Source organism: Terriglobia bacterium (genome assembly GCA_020073085.1).
Classification (GTDB): domain Bacteria; phylum Acidobacteriota; class Terriglobia; order JAIQFV01; family JAIQFV01; genus JAIQFV01.
In genome coordinates this window covers 109,075-133,389 of sequence record JAIQFV010000010.1, presented here as the reverse complement: position 1 = coordinate 133,389, position 24,315 = coordinate 109,075, and the positions used below count along the sequence as shown (strand labels likewise).

The following is a 24,315-nucleotide window of genomic DNA, read 5'->3' as shown; positions in this document are numbered from 1 at the left end:
ATCCTCATGACCATACTGAATGCTAAACATGACTTTCCGGGAAAACTGATCATCGTGGAAGGGATCGATGGATCAGGCAAGTCCACCCAGCTCCTGCTGGTCCAGCGCTGGCTGCAATCGCTGGGCCTGAAGGTGTTTTTCACAGAATGGAATTCTTCCCCCCTGGTCAAGAAGGCGAGCAAGGCGGGAAAGAAGAAAGGAATCTTGACCCCGACCACCTTCAGCCTGCTCCACGCTACGGATTTTGCCGATCGCCTGGCCTACAAAATCATTCCCCCCTTGAAGGCGGGCATGGTGGTGTTGGCGGACCGTTATGCGTTTACTGCGTTTGCCCGCGATGCGGCCCGCGGGGTTCATCGCGAGTGGGTACGACGGGTTTACAATTTTGCGGTCCGACCCGACCTGGCATTCTATTTCCGGGTCCCCATCGATGTCTCGGTCAAACGACTGCTGGTCGGCCGGACGCAGTTGAAGTACTACGAAGCCGGGATGGACTTGCATCTCTCCACCGATCCTGTCGAAAGCTTCCGGTTGTTCCAGTCGCGGGTGCTTCGTGAGTACGATCATATGGTGAAGGAATACGGCCTGATTGTGATCGATGCGCGGGAATCCATTTCAGTCATGCAAAGAAGTGTGCGGACCATTGTCCAGAAGGAATTGGGGTTGTGAAGGAGTTCTCAGTTGCCAGTTCTCAGTTGTCAGTGCGTCGGTTCAGAAGGCAAGGATGTTTCAGAAATGGGCCTCAAGAGGATGCAAAGTTAACAAACACGCCATGGTCTTAATAGAACTCTTGGCCGCAAGCTGAGAGCCGATAACTGAGAACTGACAACTGAGAACTGACAACTGCCCATAGGATTCGATCATGAATTCAATGAAACTCGCTGAAGTTCCAAAGAGGTTTTTTGGCCTGGGGTTGCCCTACATCGACCTGCGGGAACTGAAGGGGAAGATCATCGTGATTGAGGGGACCGATGGGGTCGGCCGATCCACGCAGATCGCGATGCTGCGGGATTGGCTCGAGGTGCAGGGTTTTGCCACCATGGAGACAGGTTGGACACGATCCGAGTTGATCGGCCAGACGATTACCGAGGCCAAGGAGGGTCACAGCCTGAATAAATGGACATTTAATCTGCTCTACGCCACCGATTTTGCGGACCGCCTCGAGAATCAGATCATCCCGGCCCTGCGGGCAGGCTATATCGTCCTGGCGGACCGTTATATTTACACCGCCTTTGCCCGCGCCCATGCGCGCGGGGTGGATCCGCGCTGGGTGCGTGATTTGTTCGGGTTTGCCCTGGTGCCGGACATCGTCTTTTATCTGAAGATCGATGTAAAGACTTTGATTCAGCGCGTGCTCGAATCGGGAGGGATGGATTATTGGGAGTCAGGCCAGGACCAGAATCCTCACTCCGATATGTACGACAGTTTCAGGAAATATCAGTCGCAACTGCTCCGGGTGTACGATCAGCTTGCCCTGGAGTATCAGTTTCATGTCCTGAATGCCCGGCACTCGGTGCAGCGAACTCAACGCGCCCTCCAGCAGGCGATCACGGAATATCTGTTTGAGAAGCCCAAGGCTGCTGCCGGCCGCCGAAAGAGCCGGGTCTCAAAAACGGCCCCTACCCGGATCCTCGCTTGAGATCACTGAGGCTGGAGCCGGGATCGTTTGGAACACAGGGTCAATACCCGCATATCCGCGGATCGCAGTGATACTCGGTCCGGGATCCAGCGGGGTGGCGGAAAGCAGAAAAGGGTCATCGCGGAGGCGATCGATGTCTCCCTCTTGCCTGCATCATCCGAAATTTCAAATTTGAGATCGGGGACTTGTTTAGAAACGGGGATCAAGAGTCCCTCTGGGGAGGGTGCCCCTTACGTTGGTGCCAAGGCCCTGAACTCCAGCTGGGGTTTGCATATCCAGGAAAAAATGAGGACCCGTCCTGTTGCCTTCGCCCGATCGGGCGCCATCGGAGATGTCCAGGGCGCCGATCTTAGGTCCGTGTATCAGACGAGCCCTCGACTTCAGTGCCTGGCCTTGATCCTGACGGGGGGAACCTCGGGCGTCGATTGGATCGCGGGAGAGGATTTTTCTTCCTTGAGCGCTGTAGGAATCCTTTCGAAAAACCGAAGTAAAGCAAGTCTCCTGAGATGGGAATCAATTGTTTTCTTCTGACTACTCCATGCACGAGCGAGAACACGCATCAGACGAAGCAGCTGCCGCTCCAAATGAGAGAGTTCACTTCTGCGAAGTTGGGCCCGATAGGCCCTCACCGTGGAATGGAGTACGCTGCAGTCATGCAACGCCCCCAGTTCATCCTGGAGCGACTTCAGTTGTTTCAGGATGCGGACCGCTCGATGGGAATCGAACGCCCTCGAGAGAAGTTCCAGGGAGTATCGAAATTTCTTAACCTGGATTCTCAACCGGTGGTAATTGTGCAGAGTCGGTTTTGAAGACACCGCTTCGACATCCGAACGAATCGCTCCCAAGCCTGCTTCGATAAAATGCCGGGCAAACAGAACATACGAGAGCGCAAGCTCGCTCCCGGGTTCAACCTCTCTCGGGCGGCTCAGCCGATGGGGATGTTGAAGTAACTTGGACAGGTCGGCCCGGAGCGTGTCCGGGTCCACCTCATCCAGTTTTGCGAACATCTTCTTCCTCAGCCGTCGCTGGCGCGACTGTTCCATGGCGAGGCAGTACTCGACTGGAATGGCATAACCCTCTCCCAGTCGGCCCTGCCATTTCTTGAGTTGCTCGACGTTGACGTCCACTTCGCGGACCAGGCCCAGGATTCGTGTCACACGGCGGACATCCTTCTTCCCCTGCTTCAATTTCTTCTGCGAGTACAAATCTGCATAGATGCGCAGCGCTTCCCGCAATCGGCGCGAAGCCACACGCATGTCATGCAAGGCCTCGATGTCGTTCTCCGCGCGGGTACGCTTCTCGTTCTTGAGCAGTTCACTGAGGCGGGACCGAAGGGCCTTTTCGGCCATCGCGAGGAGGCTCTGACCCATTCGGTGCCGGGCGGACGATGGGACCACGATCGGATAGTCCTGGGTGGCTTCGGAATGCTCTTGGCTCATAGACCTTTGGGTACATCCTTATGTTTTGAAGTGCTCCATCATAGCCCTGACTGGAGCCTCTCGCAATCCTGCCACCAATACGCAGGGTCCGGGCAGTGATTGAGGTCTGATCCGCCGACTCATTTCGTCTATAATACCTTGATGGCTCCGGGTTCGGTACTTTGATGATCGGGACTTGAGAAGGGGACGATTCAGCCGCGGTGGACCGGGCAGGCGGGATCTTGGGATGGGTGAAAGCACCCCCCCAGGCGAGTCTCTGTGAATTGCCGGCGGGTGTTTGGATCAGCTCCACTGGGAGGCCTGAAGATCCGATCGTCCAACACGGCAGATTTAGTCTCTGCGAAGGGTGGACACGATGAAGCTGAAGGTGATTGCGCTGAGTGCAGCCGTTGCACTGATCCTCTTGGTCGCAATTTTTATCGCCTTGATGAGGGGGCCTGACTTGTCCCAATATAGGAATCTCATCGAGCCCCGGTTCACCGAGATGCCTTCACAAAAAATGATTGAAGTGGAATCCTCCGGAGATCCCAATGTGGTGGCAGGAAAGGCCCTGGGCCTGCTTTTCAAGACCTACTTCAGCATTCGGGGAGGCCCTAAAGGGTCCCACCAACCCGCTCCCCGCGCCCGATGGTCCAAAGCCCTGGATTCACCAAAATCGCAGTGGGTTGGTCGCTACGGAATACCGGTTCCGAATGAAGTCACCACCCTTCCTCCCGTCAAGTCCGGGGAAGGTCTCACGCCGGAGCTAGTCACCTGGGAGTATGGTCCGGTGGCTGAAATCCTTCATGTGGGGCCGTACACGGCGGAAGCCCCCACCATTTCGAGGCTCAAAAAGTTCATCGTGGAAAGTGGATTTGAAGTCATTGGAGAGCATGAAGAGGAATATCTTAAAGGGCCGGGCATGTTCTTCAAGGGGAACCCCGAAAAATACTACACGATCATCCGGTACCGGATAAGGCGCAGCGCGGCCCAGGGCGCTTCTCCAGAATGACTTGGCCGCATGGAACGAAGCCAGGAAGACAAAAACTCGACAGGATGCCCGCCGTGGAGGGATAATTCACCTTTTTTCAGATCGACGGTATCCTGCTTGCCGCATCCCGGGCCTCCTTTGTGGAGGATATTTTGCCCTGGTCAGACCCGCTCCTGTGGATCAGCTATCCATTCGTCAAGGTGAACGAATTGGAAGACGGAGACGTCCCCCATTGCGATCATTCAGCTTGGACCCGCGGAGAATCGAGTGCAAAGGTGCCCTGCTAATGGCGCGAGATGGGTTTCCATTCGGATGAGCTTAAAAACTTTTATCGGGCTGCTTCTCCTGGTTTGTCTCTTGGTAGTCCTCAGCCATTTTTATCTTGATGCCCGGATCGCCAGGTTCCTCAACACCCAGCTCGAGGTCCGAGCGCAACTGCTCGTTCCGATGAGGCGCCTGATACACATCGCCCAGTACCTGTTTCTAATGGTCTGCGCGATTGCTATTGCCGGCTGGGCGGTCTACCTGTACCTGAGGTACTCCGGGATTGACAATAGTCACCGACGATTCTTCCAATCAATCAGTGTTGCACTCCCGGTGGCCTATTTGTTGAAATCCTTTTTGCAGGATGTCTTCGGCGCTCCCAGCCCGAGATTGTGGCTGCAGTACCCCGGCGAATGGGGTTTCCACTGGTTCGCCGGACCGGGATACTGGAATGCTTTTCCCTCCGGACATATGTCCGTGCTTACGCCTTTAATCATCGCCTTGTGGAGATTTTATCCTGGGTACCGGAACATCTTCCTCGCTCTCTGGCTGGCACTCGCTGTCGCTTTGATCGCGACAAACAGCCATTTCCTAAGTGATGTGATTGCCGGCGCCTATCTCGGACTGCTGGTCGACTTTTATACTCGAACGGGTTTGTCACTCTTTTCCGCCTCTGATGCCAGAGGGCGTTGAAGCCGCAGCCCCATCAGAGCAGGGTTTCTTCATCTGCGCTTTGCATCGCGAGGGCTCGGAGTGCGATTGAATGGAAACTTGGCATGCTCAAGCACAGTGCAGGTCTGTTGATGTACCGCCGCCACCGCGGCGTCCTGGAGTTTTTCCTGGTGCATCCGGGCGGACCGTTCTGGGCCAGGAAAGAGGACGGGGCCTGGTCCATTCCGAAGGGCGAACTGGGGGCTAGTGAAGATCCACTCGCGGCGGCGAAGCGGGAGTTTGAAGAGGAAACCGGGTTGCGTCCGTCGGGAGATTTCATCGCACTGTCGCCCATCAAGCAGCCCGGCGGCAAGATCATTTACGCCTGGGCCTTCGAAGGCGATTGCGATCTGGCAGCCCTCCACAGCAACACCTTCTCGCTGGAGTGGCCCCCTCACTCCGGGCGCCAGCAAGAGTTTCCGGAAGTCGATCGTGCCGGGTGGTTTAATCTCGAAGCGGCCAGAACGAAAATCCTGAGGGGTCAGAGCGGTTTCCTGGAGACGCTTTATGAATTGCTATCCAAGGGGCCGGCTTGAGAGAGATGAGGAGCCCCGCTTCGAAGCAGGCAGCTTCTGGAGGGTGCGTCACAGCTCGGATCAAGCATGGCCCCTGGCCCCCGGCACCTGACCCCCATTTTCCCATTTGCCTGTTGTTGCCAGACTGTCCTATACTCCGGCCGATCCGCTCTCCTTTGAGACTCGTCATGCGCGTACACTCATGCTTCCGTTGCACCTGAAAATCATAATCAGTGGGAGGAAAATCCGAATGAAAAGAACAGCAACTCTACTGAAGTTGCTCGCAACAAGCGCTCTCGTTCTCGCCTTACTAGGCTTGCCGGCAATTGCGGAAAAATTCAATTACCCGGCCACGAGGAAGGTTGACCAAGTCGACACCTATTTCGGCGTCAAGGTCGCTGATCCGTATCGCTGGCTCGAAGACGACAATTCCCCTGAGACGGCGAAATGGGTTCAGGAGGAGAACAAGATCACCTTCGGTTACCTGGCGACAATTCCATTTCGAATGAGAGTTAAGGAGCGCCTCGAGAAACTTTACAATTATCCTAAGTACACGGCTCCTTTCCGGAGGGGTGAATACTTCTTTTACTTCAAGAACGACGGCCTGCAGAACCAGAATGTTCTTTACGTGCAAAAAGGGCTCGAGGGGAAGCCGGAAGTGTTCCTGGACCCCAACAAGTTCTCGGAGGACGGGACAGCGAGGTTGGGTGCGTTCTCAGTGTCGAAGGATGCCGGGTATGCGGCCTATGGTATCTCGAAGAGCGGATCCGACTGGCAGGATTATTTCGTCATGGAAGTGGCGACCCGAAAGCCGCTGACCGACGTGCTGAATTGGATCAAAGTTTCCGGCATTTCCTGGCAGGGGAACGGGTTTTATTACAGCCGGTATCCTGCCCCCGCGAAGGGCCAGGAGCTCTCTTCCAAGAATGAGAACCACAAGGTCTATTATCACAAGATCGGCACCCCGCAGTCGGAAGACGAATTGATCTACGAAAACCCGAAGGAACCCCAGCGGTTCCATCTCGTCTCAACCACCGAGGATGAGCGCTTTGCGGTCTTGAATATCTCCGAACGTGGCAAAGGCAAGAAAGGGAATGCTCTCTTCTACCGCGATGCGTCGAAAGGCGAAAAGACCTTCACTCCAATTGTCGCCGACATCGGGGACGACAGCTATGGCGTCGTAGGCAACATGGGCGACAAGCTTCTGATCGAAACCAACCACAAGGCCCCGAATGGCCGGGTCATCCTGTTCGACCCCAAAAACCCCGATGAGAAGAACTGGAAAGACGTTCTCCCTGAGAAAGCGGAGCCCCTGGAGGGCGCCAATACGGCCGGGGGGAAGCTTTTTGCCACTTACATGAAAGATGTCACCACGCGGGCCTATGTTTACAGCCTGGAAGGGAAGGTGGAAAGCGAAGTCAAGCTTCCCGGCTTGGGGACAGCGGGTGGATTTCGCGGGCTGAAGGACGATAAATTTGTTTTCTACACCTTCAGCTCCTTCAACTTTCCCCCGACGATTTACCGCTACGACATCGCGACCCAGAAGAGCACGCTGTTCCGCTCGCCCGAGATCCCTGATTTCCAGCCCACCGACTACGAAACCAAGGAAGTCTTCTATAAAAGCAAGGATGGCACGCGGGTTCCAATGTTTCTTGTTCACAAGAAGGGCATCAAGCTGGATGGCAGCAACCCCACCCTGCTATATGGTTATGGCGGATTCAATATCACCACCTCGCCCGGCTTCAGCTCCCTCCGGCTGGCCCTGCTCGAACAGGGCGTGGTTTACGCCTCGGCCAACATGCGCGGGGGTGGAGAGTACGGAGAGAAATGGCATGAGGCGGGGACCAAGCTCAAGAAACAAAACGTTTTTGATGACTTCATCGCAGCCGCTGAATTCTTGATTCAGGACAAGATCACCTCCCCGGATCACCTGGCGATTCTGGGAGGATCCAACGGCGGGCTGCTGGTCGGCGCAGTGATGAATCAGCGGCCGGATTTGTTCAAGGTGGCCATTCCAGAGGTCGGCGTCATGGACATGCTTCGCTTCCATAAGTTCACGATCGGCTGGAACTGGATTTCAGATTACGGGTCGAGTGACAATGAAGATCAATTCAAGGCCCTCTATCGCTACTCGCCGCTGCACAATATCCGGGAAGGGGGCAAGTACCCGGCCACCCTCATCACCACCGCCGACCACGACGACCGGGTGGTTCCGGCGCACTCGTTCAAATATGCCGCTACCCTCCAGGAAAAGAATGCAGGCGACGAGCCGATCCTGATCCGGATCGAGACCAAATCGGGGCATGGCGCCAGTAATACAACCAAGGCAATCGAGCAGACTGCCGATATCGATTCCTTTATTTTTTATAACCTCGGGATTACTCCAAAGTATTGAGGTTAAACCATGGACCTGACTTTACCCGTCCGGTAGACAAGGAAGAGGAGGTCCTTTTGATTGGATTTGCATTTTCGTGGCCGGGGTCATCCCCGGCCTTTTCTTTCAAGAACAATCCGTTGAGCGGCGACCTCGTGGTTGTCGGCTATACTCCTTGAGTCGTCCTGGCGGGCTGTTTGAGGTGATGGATTATCCCTGGCATAAGACGGAGGGGGACTGAGCGTCGAATGGACTCGATGATCAAGACAGGCTTGGTTCTATCCCTGTTGAATTGGCGTCGGAGTTTGAAACGGCATGAACGCTGGAATCGCGAACAATTGGAATCCTACCAGGCTCAGGCGCTGAACCGGCTGCGTGAGTTCGTCTATGCCCGATCTCCGTTCTATCAGAAATTTCACCAGGGTCTGTACCGGGCGCCACTGCGTGATCTCCCCATCTTGACCAAGTCTCTGATGATGGAGCATTTTGATGAACTGGTGACGGACCGGAGAATTCATCTCGACGAGATTCGCGCACATCTGAAGCGGGTTCTCCAGGAAGAGCGATACCAGGGCCGCTATTGGGTCGCCCCCACATCGGCCTCGACGGGCATTCCCGCGATCAGCATGTTCAACAACAACGAATGGGCAGCAGTCCTGGCTTCCGGGACACGTTCCTATGATTGGGGGGGAGTAAGAGTTCGCCCCTTTCATCGCATCCGTGCCGCCGCCATTGTCTCAAGTGTCCCCATGAACATGACGGCTCGATTGACCAGGACGGTCCACTTCTGGTGGTTTCCGACCCTTCGAATGTCGGCCGCGGATCCGCTGAGCAGCCTCGTCGAACGCCTCAATGGATGGCAACCGGAAATCCTGCAGGCATACGCCGGCATTGCCTCCTTGTTGGCCGAGGAACAGTTGGCGGGTCGATTGGCAATTTCTCCCCGCGTCATTGCGACGGGCTCGGAGACCATGTCCAAAGCGTGGCGGGAATGCATTGAGTCGGCGTGGAAGGGGCGACTCTTTGATCGATATGCGTGTGTCGAGGCGGGGATGATTGCCTCCGAGTGCGACCGTCATTGCGGGTTGCACTTCTATGAGGATTTGCAGATCGTGGAGATCGTGGATGAACATGACCAGCCCGCTCCCGCTGGCCAACCGGGCGGCCGGATTCTGATTACGGCCCTCTCAAAATACACGCAGCCCATCATTCGTTATGACTTGGGTGACCTTGTCCGGACCGCAACGAAACCCTGCGGCTGCGGGCGCCCGTTCGTTCTCGCCGAGGGAATTCAAGGTCGCACACGGGAAATTCTGTACCTTCCCTCCGCGGACTGCGGGCAAGTGACCCTGCAACCCAGCGTCTTTCATCAGATCATGGATACGCTGCCCATCAATGGGTGGCAGATCATCCAGGAAGAAGATGGGTTGGATATTCTCGTCCGCCGCGTGCCCGATGATTTTTCGGACGAGAGTTTGGTCAGGTCGATTCAACGCGCGATCTCTGCGATGGGCGCCATCGTGCCGCCGATCCGGGTGAAGCGCGTTTCAAACATTGCAGGCACTCCCCATGGCAAAACACCTTTGATCAAATCGAATATCCGGGGGAGGATGAGCTCCAGCACGTCCGCGCCGGGCAATCCGGGGTTCGGATGATTCTCGATCAATCGAGTTCTTGAGCACTGTTCCCGGACTTAATCTGAAGAAGGAACCGCCCTGAACCAGGAGGGCCCCCTGAGCCTCGAAGAGACCCGGAGTTGCACTCGGAGCGACGCGGAACTTCAGGGGCAGAGCTTTTGACTGCGGATTCCCCTGTGTCAGTGATTTCCTACGCAAATTGTTCCGCGGCGTGCAAGGCAACCGCGATCGCATTGTTTACGGCGACTTGTTTCTGTTCCACAATCATGTGCTCGCTCTGGGTGCGTTGTGCAATGACCGCGCAGACACTGGCGGCGGCAAACCCATAGACGCCTCCCATTTTGAACAACATTCCAGTCTCCATTTCATAGCAGAGCACGTTCAAGCGCCGGTACTCGTCCGTGACGCCGCGCAATTGACGCAGCAGATGCGGATTGGCCGAGTCGTAGCGCTCCTGTCCTTCGTAAAAGGTATCGACGGAGGCCGTGATCCCCAGGTGATACTCCATCCCCAGCGCCCGGGCCTGTTCGGCCAGGGCCACGGTGAGAAAGGGGTCCGAGGCAGCCGGAAATTCCGGAGGTGCAATGTCGTTCGCCGCGCCTTGACGGCACAGCGCTGCACGCAGAATCACCAGACTACCCGGCATCACATGAGGTTGGATGGACCCGCAGGTTCCGATCCGGATGATATATCGAATGCCCACCTGGACCAGTTCGTTCACAACGATACTGACCGAGGGAGCGCCCATACCACTAGTGGCCGAAAGCAGCGGACGTCCGTTGGGCAGGAGGCCTACATAGCTGTTCAGGCCGCGGTACTCGGAGAGCATCCGGACTTCACGGAGTCCAGTCTCTGCTATCAACCTGGCCCGCTCCGGCTCTCCTGAAAGAAGGGCCAGGGTCGGAGGATTGGTCCCCAGTTCGTCGCGCCCAAACCCGATATGATGTAACTGAATGCCCTCGGCCATGACAGACTCCAAGGAAACGAGAATTTTCAATCCAGTGTGTCGGACACCCGCTCAAAGGCGAATCGAGCGATAAATTGGTACAGCCCTTCCTCGAGGAACCCTTCGTGTTTTTCCTGACCCCCGACACCTAACCCCTACCACCTATTTTCTATAACCTCTCTCCCCACCCTGCTTTCAATCAATCCTGGCCACCCCGCGGCCTGGCCTTGGAAATCGTTCAAACACAGCGGGATCATGACCGGGAACGATCAGCCGGGACTGGCTCGCCAGGGTTCTCATGCGATCCTGCGCTTTCAAGTTGGAAGCGGCATCAAAGGTCGCTCCTATCGGCGCGTGCTTGTCGAGATTCTCATAGAGGTAAACATTGTCTGAGGCGATGACCACTGTTCCAGCGCGGGTATGCACCCCGACGTATTGTGAAGCGTAAGTATGACGCCCGCCGGTGTAGAAGGTGAGGCCAGGGATTAGTGACTGGGCGTCCCCATCGACCAAAGTCAGCCGCCCCTCTCGGTCAAGCTTCGAAAGCACCGCCATGTCCTCCGGGTCGACCCCATTCACCTGATTGGCCGGGTCGCTGTAGTGATTAAACTCCTCTTTTTGAATCCACACATGCGCCTTGGGGAAAAGATCCACTCCATCCGCATGGTCCCAATGCATATGGGTGATCACAAGGTCCGTAATCTCCTCCGGCTTGAGACCTACCTTGCCGATCACCTCAGAAGGCTTGATGTAATCTTTGAGGTTCCAATGCTTGAAGAATTTTGCCCGATAAAAGCCGCTGTCCACGAGGACGTTTCTTCTACCCGGTCCTTTGAGCAACCATATCATCATGTCGATATTCATCCTGCGCGATGGATTCGCACCGGCGACGAGCTCTGAGACAGGGAAGTCCGGAATTATTCCATAGCGGATGGCATAAACTTCATAAGCTGAATTTGTAGCGGCCGCTGGCGGTACCCCGCTATGACCCGGAACCGCTCCAGCGAGCGCCAGCATCCCCCATCCGATCCATATCCAATGCCAATGTGCCCTGCGGAACATTATGGTCTCCCCCCGATCGATGTATTGTGGCGTCAGGTGGCACAACTCGTCGCATGGAGTGCTCTAAGTTCATTCCAGTAGCCATTGCTCTTCAGAGTGATCATGCGACGCAGTCCCTTTCCATCGGCAGGCGGAAGGGCCTGCGTATGATCTCGAGTCTGCCACTGGCGAAGGGATGTTTCCCTCGCCCCAAGCCTCCGACGTCCGCGACATGAGACGGGCCGAAGCTCTGACTCCAATAAGGTCAAACTTCAGTATATCATTCCCGGCAAAAATCCGGTTTGGATCTCAGATCATTCTCAATTCATCCAGCACAACTCCTCAAGAGTCACAGCATTGATCGGCCGACCTCTTCAGTCCCTAAAACCTATTACCTATTACCTATTACCTATTACCTATCACCTGCCTTCCTCGTTGCCTCCCCTTTTGAACTAGGGTACACTCCGCCATTCAGCGAGAACTTCAAACATGATCGAACACCCCTCCAGTTCCATTGGCGCATGCCAATTGGAATCACGGCCGCTCCGGCGACTTCCTTTCTGGTTAAGTCATTTTCTCCTGAGTTGTGTTTTCATTTTGTTTCCACCGGCGCTCTCACCCGCTCAGGACAACTATGAGATTCAGGTTTATGGCGCCGACACAGTGGCTCCGCGGCAGACCATGGTGGAGCTGCACAGCAACTTCACCATCTCGGGGAGCAAGACCATGGTCGATGGTCTGTTTCCAACCGACCACTCGTTTCATGAGACCCTGGAAATCACGCACGGGATAACCGACTGGTTTGAGCTTGGCTACTACAACTTCACCTCTGTGCGGTCGGGAGAAGGATGGGACTGGGTTGGGACACATCTCCGTCCCCGCGTCCGGGTACCGGAGGAACGCCACTGGCCGGTTGGACTGAGTCTCTCCATGGAAGTCGGCTACCAGCGCCGTCAATTCTCTCCCGATACCTGGACCATCGAGATTCGCCCCATTATCGACAAGCAGGCCGGGAAATGGTACCTCGCGTTCAATCCGACAATGGACCGCTCGCTGGCCGGTGAAAACAAGAACAAGGGGTTCGCCTTCTCACCAAACTTCAAGGTGAGTTACATGGTCATCCCAAAGGCAAGTGTGGGCCTGGAGTATTACGGAGCGTTGGGACCCATCTCAAAATTCGATCCCCTGAGCGACCAGGAACAACAGATCTTTCCTGCCGTGGATCTGAACCTTTCTCCCAATTGGGAAGTAAACTTCGGGCTGGGGGTGGGGATGACCCGCAGTACCGACCATCTCATTGCAAAGCTTATACTGGGTTACCATTTCAAAAAGTTCCCATTATCGAGACATTGAAGCTTGGAGAGCCCCGGTCCGATACAGCCATCACCCTCATTCAGCGAAAGGCGAAATCCCATGTTTCACGGTGAATTGTCGAAGGAAATCGCGCAAGGCCTGATCGAGTTGCAAACCCGCATCAAGAAGGCTCAAATCCCCCCGTCGAAACTCGATGAGACGATCAACATTGCCACCTGGAACATCCGGGAATTCGGCAAAGTGAAGCGAAGCGATGCCGCAATCCATTACATCGCCGAGATCTTGGGGCAGTTCGATCTGATCGGCGTTGTGGAGTTGCGCGACGATCTGAGCGACCTCGGGCGGGTCCTGCCGATCCTCGGCCCATACTGGCGGGCCATCTACTCCGACATGATTCCGGACAGCGGCGGGAACCGGGAACGGATTGCTTTCCTGTATGACAAGCGTTCCCTCACGTTCGGCGGATTTGCGGCGGAAGCGAATCCTCCCCGCAAGAAGGTGGGCAATGAATACCTCTCCGAGCTCTCGTTTTGGCGGAGTCCCTATATGGCTTCCTTCCGGTCCGGAAATTTCGATTTCGTCGTCCTGAGCGCCCATATCCGCTGGGGGGACAGCGAGACCAGCCGGAAGGGCGAGCTTCAATTGTTGGCCGACTGGGTCGACGAAAAACGAAAGGAGAAGACCCACGAGGACAAGGATCTGATTATCATGGGCGACTTCAATATCGCGGGCCGCGATGACGAACTGTTCAAGGCCATCACCAGCCGGGGACTGGTCATCCCGCAGGCGCTTCGGCAACTGAGTTTCGGCACCAACCTCGCCAAGGATAAGCGGTACGACCAGATTTTCCATCTTCCCATCTATCCGGAAAACTTCACTAATCAGGGCGGCGTTCTGGATTTCCATGCGGGCGATCACACCCCCCTGTTTCCCGGCATGTCCTTACGGGATTTCACCTATCAGCTATCGGACCACTTGCCGCTGTGGATGCAGGTCAACACGGATATCGAGGGACACCAGCTCGATGAAGTCATTCGAGGCTAGATTCATCCTCTTGATCCCAGCCTCCCCGTTGAGATGGGGCGGTAAATTCGATGTGAAAAATAGTACAACATCGAGAAAATCGTTGACTTCATCCCTTCTGCCATTAGAATGAGCGCCTCAATACTCATTCTCCCGCAGGGGCCTCTTCTGTTCAGAGGACCTCCGGTTTGATTGAAACGAGATGGATTGCCGACAGGGGCTGAAATCAATTTCGTTTCCGACTAGCCTCGGAGGCTTTGGTCTGCTGGGACAGGGTTCCTTTGGAACCTTCCCGGCTTACTACAATGCGGACACCACAATCTCAACATCCCCTGGGGCGGAGTGTCGCCTGGATTCGGGGGAAGGTTCTTTTCGTTTCAGGCTGAGTCTCAATTGACCGATGACCAGGGCTGTCCACAGGGGTAGCGTCCATTCTGTGCCAGGGGATGAGGCCGGGAAGGCGCTGCGCTTCACGTCGCGGACCGCCAGGGTTTAAGGCGCAATAAGGAGAGCATATGGCGGACGGACTCCAGCAGTTAAAGCACATTGTCGTTCTCATGATGGAAAACCGATCGTTCGATCACCTCCTCGGGTTCCTGAAGGCCCAGGATCCGAGGATTGACGGGGTCACCGGGAGCGAAACCAACCCCGATACGACCGGCACAGCGGTCCCGGTCCGGCCGCTGGCTGCGTACCAGGGCCAATTGGAGCCCGACCCCGGCCACCATTTTGAGGATGTCAACGTCCAGATCTTCGGCAACCATGAGGGCACGCTCTCGGGCCCGACGATGCAAGGTTTTATTCAGGCCTACTTTGAGAAACGCCATGACGTGGCCCATTCCCAGAAGATCATGTATGGCTTTGCCCCCGAAAAAGTCCCCGTGATCACGACGCTGGCAAGGAAATATGCCGTCTTCAACCGCTGGCATTCCTCCATTCCGGGCCCGACCATCCCGAACCGTGCCTTCGCCCATTTTGGGACCTCGTTTGGGAAGCTCGACAATGATCTGCTGTACATCGGATCGAAGTATCCCACCATTTATGAACGCATGATCAAGGCCGGCCGGACGGCAAAGGTTTACTATTACGACGAGCCGAGCGGAACCATCACCTTGACCTTCCTTCTGAAGAACCAGCCCCAGCTCTTCGGCACCTTTGATCAGTTTCAGGCGGACTGTACCTCCGGCAATTTGCCGGACTACAGTTTCATCGAGCCCAACTATACAGACCACGATGTCGGCAACGGTGAGATGATCGCCCAGGACCAGCACCCGGATCACAATGTCCTGGCCGGCGAACAATTTATTGCGGCCGTGTACTCCTGCATTACGAGCAACCAGGCCCTGTGGGAAAGCACGATGCTGCTCGTCCTCTATGACGAGCATGGCGGCATCTTCGACCACGTTCAGCCTCCGGCCTGCCCCCCTGATGAGTTCCACGATCAGGGGACCGGATTCAAGTTTGATCGGCTCGGGATTCGGGTGCCTGCAGTCTTGATCTCCCCCTGGATCCCTGAGGCCACGGTGGTGACGGATCGATTATTTGATCACGCCTCCATTCCGGCGACGGTGACCAAACAGTTCATCGGGAGCTATAGCGCCCGTTCGCCGCGCGAGATCAACGCAGACACATTCCTGGACTTCCTGACGCTGCCCTCACCACGCACCGACCGGATAACATTTCAAACCGGGGGTGGGAGCTTCGCCATGCGCGCCATGGCGCCGGGGGCCGGCGTCGTTTCCATCGATCAAGCGCCTGCCAGCGCGCGCCAGCCACGGCGACCCCTCTCGGACCTGCTGCGGGACCATCTGGCCGCCGTCCAGGACATCGAGAAACAGCTTCCTGAGGACGAGCAGACGCACCTCGACATTCGGAAGATTCATACTGAAGCGGCTGCGAGCGCTTACATCCAGCGGGTCATGACCACGTTGCGAAAAGGTGCAAAAGATCGGCCGAAATAGGGGAGGGTTCATCCATGCGAAAGATCGTTGCATTGCTCTGGCTCCTGTCGAGCGTGCCCGTTTGGGCGCAGGAGAGTGAAATTCACGCTGAATTCCGTACGGAGAAGGAACGCTTTGCCGCCGCCTGTTCCAAGTTCGACATCAAGGCATTGGGGGGTTGCCTTTCGGCCCTGTTCACGGACCATCCTTTCCATATCACCGGCGGGAGCATTGCGCCCCAGAATGGCATGGGGGGCGGCCCTGCCTTTGTTTTTCAAAGAGAGCCCACCGAGCGTTGGAGGCTCGACATCAATATGGACGCCGTGCTCACCAGTAGCGGGTCCTGGAGAGCAGGGGCTTACATGAAGGCCGTCCTGGGCCCCAATCCGAACCAGCCGGTCAAGGTCAGCACAAGTCCGAGTCCATCCCCCGGCGCGCCACCCCACATCATGAAGATTCCCCCGCGGCCCGAATTCAATCTTTATGCGCAGACCATCCGGCTGAACAAGCTGTCCTACTTCGGCCAGGGACCCACCACCTCGAGTTCGAACCTCGCGTTTTATGGAATGCAGGAAACGATCACAGGTGGAAACGCAATTATTCCCATCTTTGGCACTTCAGGACTTGCCCTCTTTGGAGAAATCAACGGCCGCTGGGTCGATCTCCGGGACCGCCATGGAGATACGAGTCCCTCCATCGAGCAGATCTACACGGAGGCCACCGCGCCGGGACTGGCGCGTCAACCCGCGTTCGCCCAATTCGGAGAGGGAATCCGGTTCAGTCGCAGCCTGATCGACAATCACGTCAGACTGAAATACTCGGGCACGTTCCAGCAGTTCGCCGCAGCGGGAGATTCCCATTACTCCTTCCGGCGATACACGCTCGATTTCGGTCACGAATTTCCACTCTACAGGACCACGCGGGCAGGCTCGTCGAAAGATGTGGCGGGACCGGATGAAAGCCCCGAGTCGATGACCAAGCCGCGCTTTTCCAGAAACCGGGAGGGGACGATCGGGTTGCGTGTGCTTCTGACGGAGTCGATGATTCCCGCGGGACATGTCGAGCCGTTCTACTTCCAGCCGACGCTCGGTGGAAGCGATATCAATGGGGACAACCTCCTGCCGAGCTATGCCGACTATCGGTACCGCGCGCCCAATCTGATGTTACTTCGCGCCAGCATCGAGCATTCCCTCTGGGGACCTTTCGGTGTCATGGCCCAGGCCGATTCAGGCCGGGTGGCGCTGACCCGCGGGGACCTGGGATTCAACCACCTGCGTCACAGCTACGCCGTGGGATTCACGATTCGGGCCGGAGGCTTTCCGGCCGCCTCGATCCTGTTTGCGTGGGGAGGGGTCGAAGGAAACCACACCACCGCTTATATCAACTCCAGCGTCCTCGGCGGCACTCTCAGACCATCATTGTATTAATGGTGAACGGCACGCTTTGGTAGCCCCGCCACGTTTTTGTGGCGGGGGCCTTTGGGTGAGTTGGCCTTGGCAGGCCCGGCGAGCCCGCCACGGCGGGCCGCGGGCTAACCAAGTATCAAACAAGGGAAAGTTCGGGCGATTGCCGCAGTCGACGTTCGTGATATCCTGTTTGGATGAATCTCGGTGCGAACTCCTGGAAGGGTGGAGTCATTCTCGCTTTGCTCAGCGTGTCCGCGGTGAGGTTTTCCGGTGGGGGCACAGAAATCACCCCGGACAAGGCCCCTGTGCCAACCTTCTATAAAGACGTCCTCCCCATCCTTCAGCAGCACTGTCAGGCCTGCCACCGCCCTGGCGAAATCGCGCCTTTCCCCCTGGTTACATACGACCAAACTCACCGCTGGGCGGGCCTCATCCGGGATGCCGTGCAGCAGAAGAAAATGCCTCCCTGGTTTGCCGACCCGCGCTTTGGGCATTTCTCAAACGACCCCTCGCTCACTCCGCAGGAGATCGAAACGCTTTCATCCTGGGCATCCGCCCACACTCCCGCCGGGGACGTGCACGACGCACCGGCTCCGCCTCATTGGACCGTGGGATGGAACATCCCTCAACCGGATCTCGTGATTGAAATGCCCAGGCCGGTCGCTCTCCCCGCTCACGGAGACGTTGAGTACACCTATGAAATTGTTCCCACCGGATTCAAAGAAGACCAGTGGGTACAGAAGTCAGAGGTCCGGCCTTCCGCCCGCGAGCATGTCCATCATGCGGTGGTTTACATCCGGGCTCCCGAGTCGCCGTGGCTGAGGCAAGCGCCGGTCGGCGTGCCGTTCACGGCCTCGAGCCTGGGCGACGAGAAACTCCGGCACGACGCCCACTCGACCACCAGCGATATGTTGCTGGTGTATGCGCCCGGCAGTTCGCCTGATCTCTGGCCTGACGGCATGGCCAAATTCATTCCAGCCGGTTCAGACCTCGTGTTCCAGATGCACTACACGACGAACGGTCACGCGGGACATGACCAGACTTCAGTCGGGATTGTCTTTGCCAGGGAACAGCCCAAACAACGCGTGATCACGTTGCAGTTAACCAACAGCAATTTCGTGATTCCGCCGGGTGTGGACAACTTTCGGGTGGAAGCGCACGGCACCCTCCCCAACGACGCCACGCTGCTCAGCTTTTTCCCGCACATGCATCTTCGCGGAAAACGGTTCGAATACAACCTCATTCACCCCGACGGAACTGTTATCGAGACGCTGCTGCGGGTCGACTACGATTTCTATTGGCAGTTGAGCTACCGGTTGGCGGCGCCGCGTTTCCTCAAGGCGGGCACGGAGCTTCAAGCCGTCGCCTGGTACGACAACTCGCGCCACAATCCGCACAACCCCGATCCCGAAAGCTCCGTCCGATGGGGGGATCAAACCTATGAAGAGATGATGGTGGGCTTCTTTGATATTGCCGTGCCGGCATCCCTCGACAAATGGCATTACTTCATCCGCCATCCCGGTGAGAAATAGATATCTGACTCACCGGGAATTCGGGAGTCTTCAAGGTTCAGCCCCCCGTTCGGACGGGGAGACTTCACCCGGCCTTATCCCCTCGCGCCCGTTCCCGCTGCGGTCGGCTTGATGGATGCGCCCTCCCGGCCCGTCATTCGTGCCCGGCACCTTTGCTCTTTGGTTCTTTCCCGGTCGTGAGCTCCTCAAGTCGTCGGCGGAAGTGATCGCGCGGCGAAATCTTCAACGGTTGCTGTTTCAGCGGATCGGTCTCAGGATTTTCTCTCTCCTCCGTTGTCACCCCTTCCGCCCGCACGCTGGTGGTCTCGGAGTCATACCGATAGCCCAACTGGTGATGGTCGGCGACCTCATGCGGAGTGACTGCCGGTCCCGGCCACGGGGGAGTCGAAGAAAGCGTCTGGTCGTAAAAGATCATGGGCTCATTCCAGGCTTGACCGGGATCGCTGGAAAGAGCTGCTTTGGGAAGATAAGGCGCGACTTGGGAGTGTTGAGCCTGCCACTGTGCCCACAGTCGATCGACGTTGCAGTGATGGAGAAAGAACACGGGGTCATTCGGAGAGGTGCTGGCAAGCATCGTCCCCTGGGTTCCGCCCACCCATACATGGACAAGATTGTGCATCCCGGTCGCTCGCGAACTCCCGGGAGGAACATGCCAGCCTTCAGTCTGGTTCCGGAAACTGGCGAGAGACTTGCGGTCACTCCAGGGCGACTTATCGTAGACGGTGATGTTGAGGGCCTGACTCACCTCCTTGGGCGTGGGGAGCGTGGTGGCCATCGAATCGCGTCCGAACCCTCTGACAAGATGATCGACACCATCCTCACTGATCGACAGCTCCCAGTTTGTCTTGCCCGCGAACGGCCCTGTGGTTACCGGGCCATCGGCTCCATCACCCCCCATGAAATCATCGGTCCAAGGGGCAGCGTTCTTGCCTTGATCGACTGACCAGTCCCAGTAGGGAATCGCCAGGTTGGGATTCTGAGCGGCCTTTTGCAATTCCAACTCCAGTTGATGGAGCAGCTCCCGATGCCAGGGAAAGAACGCCGGACAACGGTGTGCCCACATCGGCATGCGCATGTCACTGGTCACCTTCAGGTTTCCATTGCGCACTGGCTTGGTAGGATCGATGATCTTCATGATCAGCATGGCCTGCATGTGAACATAGACGAAATCATCATAACGACTCGCGGTGGGCGGGTTGAATTGGCTGGGTGTTTTCTTGAGCGTCTTGAGCGCGTTGATGTATTCCGCACGTTCCGACGAGGTCAATGCACTTTGATTCTTTCGAGTCACCATAGGACATCCTCCACTCTAAATAGAGATTCTGTGGCCCAAGGGCCGATTTTGCTTAAGGCGAGATCACGCATCTGTCAATCCAGCGGGAGGGGAGAAACAGACCGACTTCATGCCCCTTGGACCCGGGGTTCCGTGTCGTCACGGGGCACGTCTCATCTTGCGGCCGATAATCGCAACGGTTTTCTGGTTAAAGAAGAGTTCACCGTTCGTTCGAAACGGCCGCGTTCCGCTCAGATCCCGGGCCAGGTCCTCTTCGATCATTCTTCTGACCTCGGCTGCTTCTTTAGGCGGAGTCCGCGAATTCGCCAGCCACCGTTCGACGGAGGGGGTGAGTTGGTCCGTGTATACCTTTGTCACCTCCAAATCGTTGGCGGTAAACATTGAAAGCAGCTCGCTCATGGTCCTTGCCTTGACGTGAGATGGATCACGCAACCGTTCAAACCGGTTCTGATATTCCGCTCTTTGGGGATGTTCACTGACGGCCAGGTCTTCGACGGCTACGGTTCCATCCACACGGCAGAGACGAGTCATGTTCTGCAAGGCGGTCTCCGGCGCCTCAAAATGATGAAAAGCCAGCCGGCAAACGACGACGTCGAATTCACCGTCCGAGAACGGGAGATGGTCTGCATCAGCGAGCCTGAATGAGACGTTATTGAGGCCCCGGGCCAGGCGAGTTTCTTCTGCGATCGCCAACGGCGCGGCCGTGATATCGACACCGACGACTTCGCGGCAATGCGCTGCAAAACTCAATGCGACGTATCCAGGACCGGTCGCGATTTCAAGCACACGGGAATTCGGGCTCGGATCAACAGCACTCACAAGGCGCAGCAGCCTTGCCGGGTCATGGATGTCGGCGCTGGAGGCATACGCCCGGGCCTGCTTGGTAAATTCTTCCTGAATTCTTTGCTTGTGAGTTGAAGAGTCGGTCATGTACTCCCCAAATACGCTTCCTGGACATAGTCGTTGGCGAGCAGGGTCTCACTCGGACCTTCCAGCGTGATTCGCCCCGTCTCCATGAGGTACGCGTACTGAGAGATGCGCAGCGCATAATTGACGTTCTGGGCCACCATCAGGATGGTGACCCCTTGCCTGCTGATGTTACGAACAAACTCGAAGATCTCGTCGACGATTTTGGGTGCGAGTCCCAGTGAAGGTTCATCAAGCATCAACAATTCCGGTTCAGCCATCAGGCCTCGCCCAATGGCGCACATCTGCTGCTCTCCACCCGAGAGCGTTCCGGCCATCTGTGTGCGGCGTTCTTTAAGTCGAGGAAAGATATCATACACCCGCGAGAGATTGGCGCTGGCAGCCTTCCGGAGAGTGGAAGGGAAGGCGCCCATCAGAAGATTGTCTTCCACGGTCATTTTGGACCAGAGCTGGCGACCCTCGGGAACCAGGGTGATGTGCCGCTTGACGCGCTCGTGGGGCGGTTGACGGACGATGTCTTCCTGTTTGAATACAATTTGTCCGCGGTTGACTTTTCGCACGCCCAGAATGGCATTGAGTGTGGTGCTTTTCCCGGCGCCATTGGAACCGATGATGGAAACCACGCATCCTTTGGAGATCGACAGGGAGACTCCCCACAAGACCTGGACGGATCCATAGGAAACCTCGAGGTTCTGAACGCTGAGTAGAACTGACGACACGGGGATGCTACTCACTCTTCCTTCCTTTTGCCGGGCGGATGTCCCAGATAAGCTTCAATGACGGCGGGATCCTGCTGGATGTGGTCCGGCGCGCCTTCCGAGAGCTTTCTGCCATAGTTCAGAACCAGAATCCGGTCGCACACCGCCGTGATCGCTTTGACGTCATGTTCCACGTACATAACAGTAGTGCCTCTGTCCCGGATTCGCCTCAGCCAATCGAGCATGGCAGCCGTCTCGACATGCGTCAGTCCACCGCAAATCTCATCACACAACAACAGGTCAGGCTCAGTGGCCATGGCACGCGCGATTTCGAGCTTCTTCTGAAGCCCGACGGACAAAATGGCCGCCGGTTTTTGGGCGAACTGTTCAAGGCCGAACCAGGCGAGTGTTTCCATGGCGTGTTTTTCAGCCGCGGCATCGCTGGTCACGTTCTTTCTCCCGAAATGCGAGGCGAGTTTCACATTTTCAAGCACGGTCATCTCGCGAAAGGGCCGCACGATCTGGTGGGTGCGGGCGATGCCGGCCTTGACCAGATGGAACGGCTTCAAGGCCGTGACGTCCCGGCCGCGGCTGAGAACCTTCCCTGAGCTGGGCTTCATGGCGCCGGCAATGATGCTGAACAAAGTCGTCTTCCCCGCGCCATTCGGTCCAATAAAGCCGAAGATCTGGCCTTCTCGAACTTCGAAGCTTACGTCCTTGACCGCGGCGAGGCCCCCAAAGTATTTCGTCAGCTTCTCCACTTCCAGGATGGGAGTTTTATTCATTGCGTCGGCCATGGAATCTCCTGAGCAACTTGCGAAAGGCGCCTAAAATTCCTCCGGGCTCAACAAGAATGATCAGAATCAGTAACGCGCCATAAATAAAAAGATGGATCTCAGGGAAGGACGCGATGATTTGCTCTTCCACGATCCCAAACACAATTCCACCCAGGACGGGGCCCCAGACGGTTGCGATGCCGCCGATGACCGGCATGAGAAGGATGTGCACGCTCGTCTGAAATCCAAATACGCCCTGTGGATGGATGAAAGCGGCATAGCGTGCAAACGCCCCGCCGACCATGCCGGTCAGCGCCGCCGCCAGCGCATGCGCTCCCAGCTTGTAGGCGTACGGGTTCACCCCCAGTCCCGCCGCCGCGTCCTCATCCTGACGGATGGCGTTCAGCCCCAGGCCGAACCGGGTGCGCGAAATAAAAATTGAGAACGCCACGGCGATGGAGGTCAGCACCAAGGCGGTGTAATAGTGATCCAGTTGCCGGAAGGCGCGGTGCTCCACAATGCGGTACCCGCTCGCCCCCCCCGTGAAGCTCAGATTCGTCATCACCACCCGGACGGCTTCGCTGATCCCGATGGTGGCAATGGCAAAGTAGGGTCCTCGGAGACGGAAGGTAGGTAGCCCAACGATCAACGAAGCGGTCGCTGCGGTTATCGAGGAAGCCAGGAACGCGAGAAACGGATTCACCCCGGCGTTCATCACAAGGGCAGTCGTGTACGCTCCGATTCCGTAAAAAACCGCAAATCCAAACGAAATCTGTCCTGCAAATCCTCCCAGCAAATTCCAGGCGATGCTGGTTGTTACCCAGAGGAAAGTCAGAAACAGCAGCCGGATGAAATTCGGGCTGGAAAGGAACAGGGGCATGATCGCCAGGCCCGCCAGAAGCGTCCACGGCAGGGCGAAGGTTTGCCACCGGACGGGCCGCCGGCTGGACAGGGGTGCCGGGGATGCACTCATGCGAGCCGACGCGCTTTCGCCGTAAGCGCAGCCATGCCACCCGGCAGGAAGATAAGTACCACGACCAGGAGGCCGTAGGAGATGGCGAGCTGGTATCCCGCGGGAACAAAGAGGATGCCAAAAGTCTCCACAAAAGCCAGCACGAAGGCCCCGATGGCCACGCCCGAGATGGATTCCAGCCCGCCCAAAACGATGATGACAAAAGCGCGAATCAGGAAAGGGCGGCCGAAATCAGGATTGAATGAATAGAGACTGGCCAGGAGCGCGCCAGCCAGGCCGGCAAAGCCGATTCCAAGGCCAAAGGTAATGCTCGCGGTCTTTTGGTCGTCCACCCCCACAATCTGTCCCGCGTAGCGGTTCTGAATGAGGGCCCGCACCGACCTCCCGAACCAGGTGTGGTTCAGGATGAACTGCAGGGCGACCATACACGCCACCGCGGCACCAAACACGACCAGGCGGACGGTCGAAATGGTCACCCCTCCGATCCGAAGTATCGAAAGGGTGTGCGGGGTGTAAATAGAGCGGTCCGTATTCCCCCAGATGAAGTATCCAATATTCTGCAACACAAGCCACAAGCCGAACATCAGCAGCAGGGAGGCGAGGGTCGGCTGGTCCGAGGTCGGCAGCCTCCGAACCAGCAGCCCGTAGAGAGCCCTGCCGACCACAAACATCACCGGGAAGACCAGCATGGCGGCAAGAATGGGGTCGATGCGAAATCGCTCGAATAGCTCAAGAGCGAGATAGGCGCCCAGCATCATAAATCCGGCGTGGGCGAGGTTGACGATCTTCATGACCCCATAAATCACCGTCATGCCGACCGACATCACCGCATAGATTCCCGCCAGCAGCAGGGCGGAAACCAGCAGGTTCACGAATTCAATCAGGGTCATCGGGAG

At 56.9% G+C, this 24,315-nt stretch carries 21 protein-coding genes; 12 read left to right on the top strand and 9 right to left on the bottom strand.

Annotated elements, in window-relative coordinates:
• The first annotated feature begins 6 nt into the window (after positions 1–6).
• A complete protein-coding gene (locus tag LAO21_12200) occupies positions 7–669 on the top strand; it encodes a thymidylate kinase (protein ID MBZ5553476.1) in 663 nt (220 codons plus the stop codon).
• Between the two features lie 202 nt (positions 670–871).
• On the top strand, positions 872–1,639 hold the full coding sequence (gene tmk, locus LAO21_12195) for a dTMP kinase (GenBank protein ID MBZ5553475.1): 768 nt from the start codon (positions 872–874) through the stop codon (positions 1,637–1,639).
• 380 nt (positions 1,640–2,019) lie between these two features.
• On the opposite strand, the gene LAO21_12190 is transcribed toward tmk, so the two are convergent.
• Positions 2,020–3,078, bottom strand: a complete 1,059-nt coding sequence (locus LAO21_12190) for a CHAD domain-containing protein (GenBank protein MBZ5553474.1) — start codon at positions 3,076–3,078, stop codon at positions 2,020–2,022.
• 355 nt (positions 3,079–3,433) lie between these two features.
• Here LAO21_12190 and LAO21_12185 point away from each other — a divergent pair, with 355 nt between their 5' ends.
• The 5 genes from LAO21_12185 (at position 3,434) to LAO21_12165 (ending at position 9,567) form a co-directional block, all read left to right on the top strand.
• Entirely contained in the window at positions 3,434–4,069 is a 636-nt protein-coding gene (locus tag LAO21_12185; GenBank protein MBZ5553473.1) for a hypothetical protein, read from the top strand.
• 291 nt (positions 4,070–4,360) lie between these two features.
• A complete protein-coding gene (locus tag LAO21_12180) occupies positions 4,361–5,005 on the top strand; it encodes a phosphatase PAP2 family protein (GenBank protein ID MBZ5553472.1) in 645 nt (214 codons plus the stop codon).
• Positions 5,006–5,088: 83 nt separating this feature from the next.
• Positions 5,089–5,559, top strand: coding sequence for an NUDIX domain-containing protein (locus tag LAO21_12175; protein ID MBZ5553471.1), 471 nt, complete (start codon positions 5,089–5,091; stop codon positions 5,557–5,559).
• 229 nt (positions 5,560–5,788) lie between these two features.
• Positions 5,789–7,933 carry a prolyl oligopeptidase family serine peptidase gene (locus LAO21_12170; GenBank protein ID MBZ5553470.1) on the top strand — a complete coding sequence of 715 codons (2,145 nt, stop codon included), beginning with the start codon at positions 5,789–5,791 and terminating at the stop codon, positions 7,931–7,933.
• Between the two features lie 227 nt (positions 7,934–8,160).
• The gene (locus LAO21_12165) at positions 8,161–9,567 is read left to right on the top strand and encodes a hypothetical protein (protein ID MBZ5553469.1); all 1,407 of its coding nucleotides are present in this window, start codon (positions 8,161–8,163) and stop codon (positions 9,565–9,567) included.
• A 172-nt stretch (positions 9,568–9,739) separates the two neighbouring features.
• On the opposite strand, the gene LAO21_12160 is transcribed toward LAO21_12165, so the two are convergent.
• Both LAO21_12160 and LAO21_12155 read right to left on the bottom strand, forming a co-directional pair.
• On the bottom strand, positions 9,740–10,516 hold the full coding sequence (locus LAO21_12160; protein ID MBZ5553468.1) for a nucleoside phosphorylase: 777 nt from the start codon (positions 10,514–10,516) through the stop codon (positions 9,740–9,742).
• Between the two features lie 174 nt (positions 10,517–10,690).
• Positions 10,691–11,557 (bottom strand): N-acyl homoserine lactonase family protein, encoded by an 867-nt coding sequence (locus tag LAO21_12155; protein MBZ5553467.1) that lies wholly within the window; start codon positions 11,555–11,557, stop codon positions 10,691–10,693.
• Between the two features lie 558 nt (positions 11,558–12,115).
• On the opposite strand from LAO21_12155, the gene LAO21_12150 reads away from it, so the two are divergent.
• From LAO21_12150 to LAO21_12130, 5 genes are all read left to right on the top strand, one after another.
• A complete protein-coding gene (locus tag LAO21_12150) occupies positions 12,116–12,889 on the top strand; it encodes a hypothetical protein (protein MBZ5553466.1) in 774 nt (257 codons plus the stop codon).
• 60 nt (positions 12,890–12,949) lie between these two features.
• Entirely contained in the window at positions 12,950–13,894 is a 945-nt protein-coding gene (locus LAO21_12145) for an endonuclease/exonuclease/phosphatase family protein (protein MBZ5553465.1), read from the top strand.
• A gap of 494 nt (positions 13,895–14,388) precedes the next feature.
• Positions 14,389–15,834 (top strand): alkaline phosphatase family protein, encoded by a 1,446-nt coding sequence (locus LAO21_12140; protein ID MBZ5553464.1) that lies wholly within the window; start codon positions 14,389–14,391, stop codon positions 15,832–15,834.
• A 14-nt stretch (positions 15,835–15,848) separates the two neighbouring features.
• Complete coding sequence (locus tag LAO21_12135; GenBank protein MBZ5553463.1) at positions 15,849–17,240, top strand: hypothetical protein; 1,392 nt, start codon at positions 15,849–15,851, stop codon at positions 17,238–17,240.
• A gap of 356 nt (positions 17,241–17,596) precedes the next feature.
• The gene (locus LAO21_12130; protein MBZ5553462.1) at positions 17,597–18,751 is read left to right on the top strand and encodes a thiol-disulfide isomerase; all 1,155 of its coding nucleotides are present in this window, start codon (positions 17,597–17,599) and stop codon (positions 18,749–18,751) included.
• A 133-nt stretch (positions 18,752–18,884) separates the two neighbouring features.
• Here LAO21_12130 and LAO21_12125 read toward each other — a convergent pair whose 3' ends face one another.
• From LAO21_12125 to LAO21_12100, 6 genes are all read right to left on the bottom strand, one after another.
• Positions 18,885–20,045, bottom strand: coding sequence for a tyrosinase family protein (locus LAO21_12125; protein MBZ5553461.1), 1,161 nt, complete (start codon positions 20,043–20,045; stop codon positions 18,885–18,887).
• A gap of 138 nt (positions 20,046–20,183) precedes the next feature.
• Positions 20,184–20,975, bottom strand: coding sequence for a methyltransferase domain-containing protein (locus tag LAO21_12120; protein ID MBZ5553460.1), 792 nt, complete (start codon positions 20,973–20,975; stop codon positions 20,184–20,186).
• On the bottom strand, positions 20,972–21,706 hold the full coding sequence (locus LAO21_12115) for an ABC transporter ATP-binding protein (GenBank protein ID MBZ5553459.1): 735 nt from the start codon (positions 21,704–21,706) through the stop codon (positions 20,972–20,974). The genes LAO21_12120 and LAO21_12115 overlap by 4 nt, the downstream gene beginning before the upstream one ends.
• Positions 21,703–22,455 carry an ABC transporter ATP-binding protein gene (locus tag LAO21_12110; GenBank protein ID MBZ5553458.1) on the bottom strand — a complete coding sequence of 251 codons (753 nt, stop codon included), beginning with the start codon at positions 22,453–22,455 and terminating at the stop codon, positions 21,703–21,705. Before LAO21_12110 ends, LAO21_12115 begins: the two co-directional genes overlap by 4 nt.
• Positions 22,448–23,419 (bottom strand): branched-chain amino acid ABC transporter permease, encoded by a 972-nt coding sequence (locus tag LAO21_12105; protein ID MBZ5553457.1) that lies wholly within the window; start codon positions 23,417–23,419, stop codon positions 22,448–22,450. The genes LAO21_12110 and LAO21_12105 overlap by 8 nt, the downstream gene beginning before the upstream one ends.
• Positions 23,416–24,309, bottom strand: coding sequence for a branched-chain amino acid ABC transporter permease (locus tag LAO21_12100; protein MBZ5553456.1), 894 nt, complete (start codon positions 24,307–24,309; stop codon positions 23,416–23,418). Before LAO21_12100 ends, LAO21_12105 begins: the two co-directional genes overlap by 4 nt.
• Between the last annotated feature and the right edge of the window lie 6 nt (positions 24,310–24,315).

Bases quoted from the DNA above. Each gene is read 5' to 3' on its own strand.
- LAO21_12110 (MBZ5553458.1), bottom strand. From the start codon at position 22,455: ATGAATAAAACTCCCATCCTGGAAGTGGAGAAGCTGACGAAATACTTT.
- LAO21_12125 (MBZ5553461.1), bottom strand. From the start codon at position 20,045: ATGGTGACTCGAAAGAATCAAAGTGCATTGACCTCGTCGGAACGTGCG.
- LAO21_12120 (MBZ5553460.1), bottom strand. From the start codon at position 20,975: ATGACCGACTCTTCAACTCACAAGCAAAGAATTCAGGAAGAATTTACC.
- LAO21_12105 (MBZ5553457.1), bottom strand. From the start codon at position 23,419: ATGAGTGCATCCCCGGCACCCCTGTCCAGCCGGCGGCCCGTCCGGTGG.
- LAO21_12145 (MBZ5553465.1), top strand. From the start codon at position 12,950: ATGTTTCACGGTGAATTGTCGAAGGAAATCGCGCAAGGCCTGATCGAG.
- LAO21_12180 (MBZ5553472.1), top strand. From the start codon at position 4,361: ATGAGCTTAAAAACTTTTATCGGGCTGCTTCTCCTGGTTTGTCTCTTG.
- LAO21_12135 (MBZ5553463.1), top strand. From the start codon at position 15,849: ATGCGAAAGATCGTTGCATTGCTCTGGCTCCTGTCGAGCGTGCCCGTT.
- LAO21_12155 (MBZ5553467.1), bottom strand. From the start codon at position 11,557: ATGTTCCGCAGGGCACATTGGCATTGGATATGGATCGGATGGGGGATG.
- LAO21_12165 (MBZ5553469.1), top strand. From the start codon at position 8,161: ATGGACTCGATGATCAAGACAGGCTTGGTTCTATCCCTGTTGAATTGG.
- tmk (MBZ5553475.1), top strand. From the start codon at position 872: ATGAAACTCGCTGAAGTTCCAAAGAGGTTTTTTGGCCTGGGGTTGCCC.
- LAO21_12170 (MBZ5553470.1), top strand. From the start codon at position 5,789: ATGAAAAGAACAGCAACTCTACTGAAGTTGCTCGCAACAAGCGCTCTC.
- LAO21_12160 (MBZ5553468.1), bottom strand. From the start codon at position 10,516: ATGGCCGAGGGCATTCAGTTACATCATATCGGGTTTGGGCGCGACGAA.
- LAO21_12185 (MBZ5553473.1), top strand. From the start codon at position 3,434: ATGAAGCTGAAGGTGATTGCGCTGAGTGCAGCCGTTGCACTGATCCTC.
- LAO21_12175 (MBZ5553471.1), top strand. From the start codon at position 5,089: ATGCTCAAGCACAGTGCAGGTCTGTTGATGTACCGCCGCCACCGCGGC.
- LAO21_12190 (MBZ5553474.1), bottom strand. From the start codon at position 3,078: ATGAGCCAAGAGCATTCCGAAGCCACCCAGGACTATCCGATCGTGGTC.
- LAO21_12100 (MBZ5553456.1), bottom strand. From the start codon at position 24,309: ATGACCCTGATTGAATTCGTGAACCTGCTGGTTTCCGCCCTGCTGCTG.
- LAO21_12200 (MBZ5553476.1), top strand. From the start codon at position 7: ATGACCATACTGAATGCTAAACATGACTTTCCGGGAAAACTGATCATC.
- LAO21_12140 (MBZ5553464.1), top strand. From the start codon at position 14,389: ATGGCGGACGGACTCCAGCAGTTAAAGCACATTGTCGTTCTCATGATG.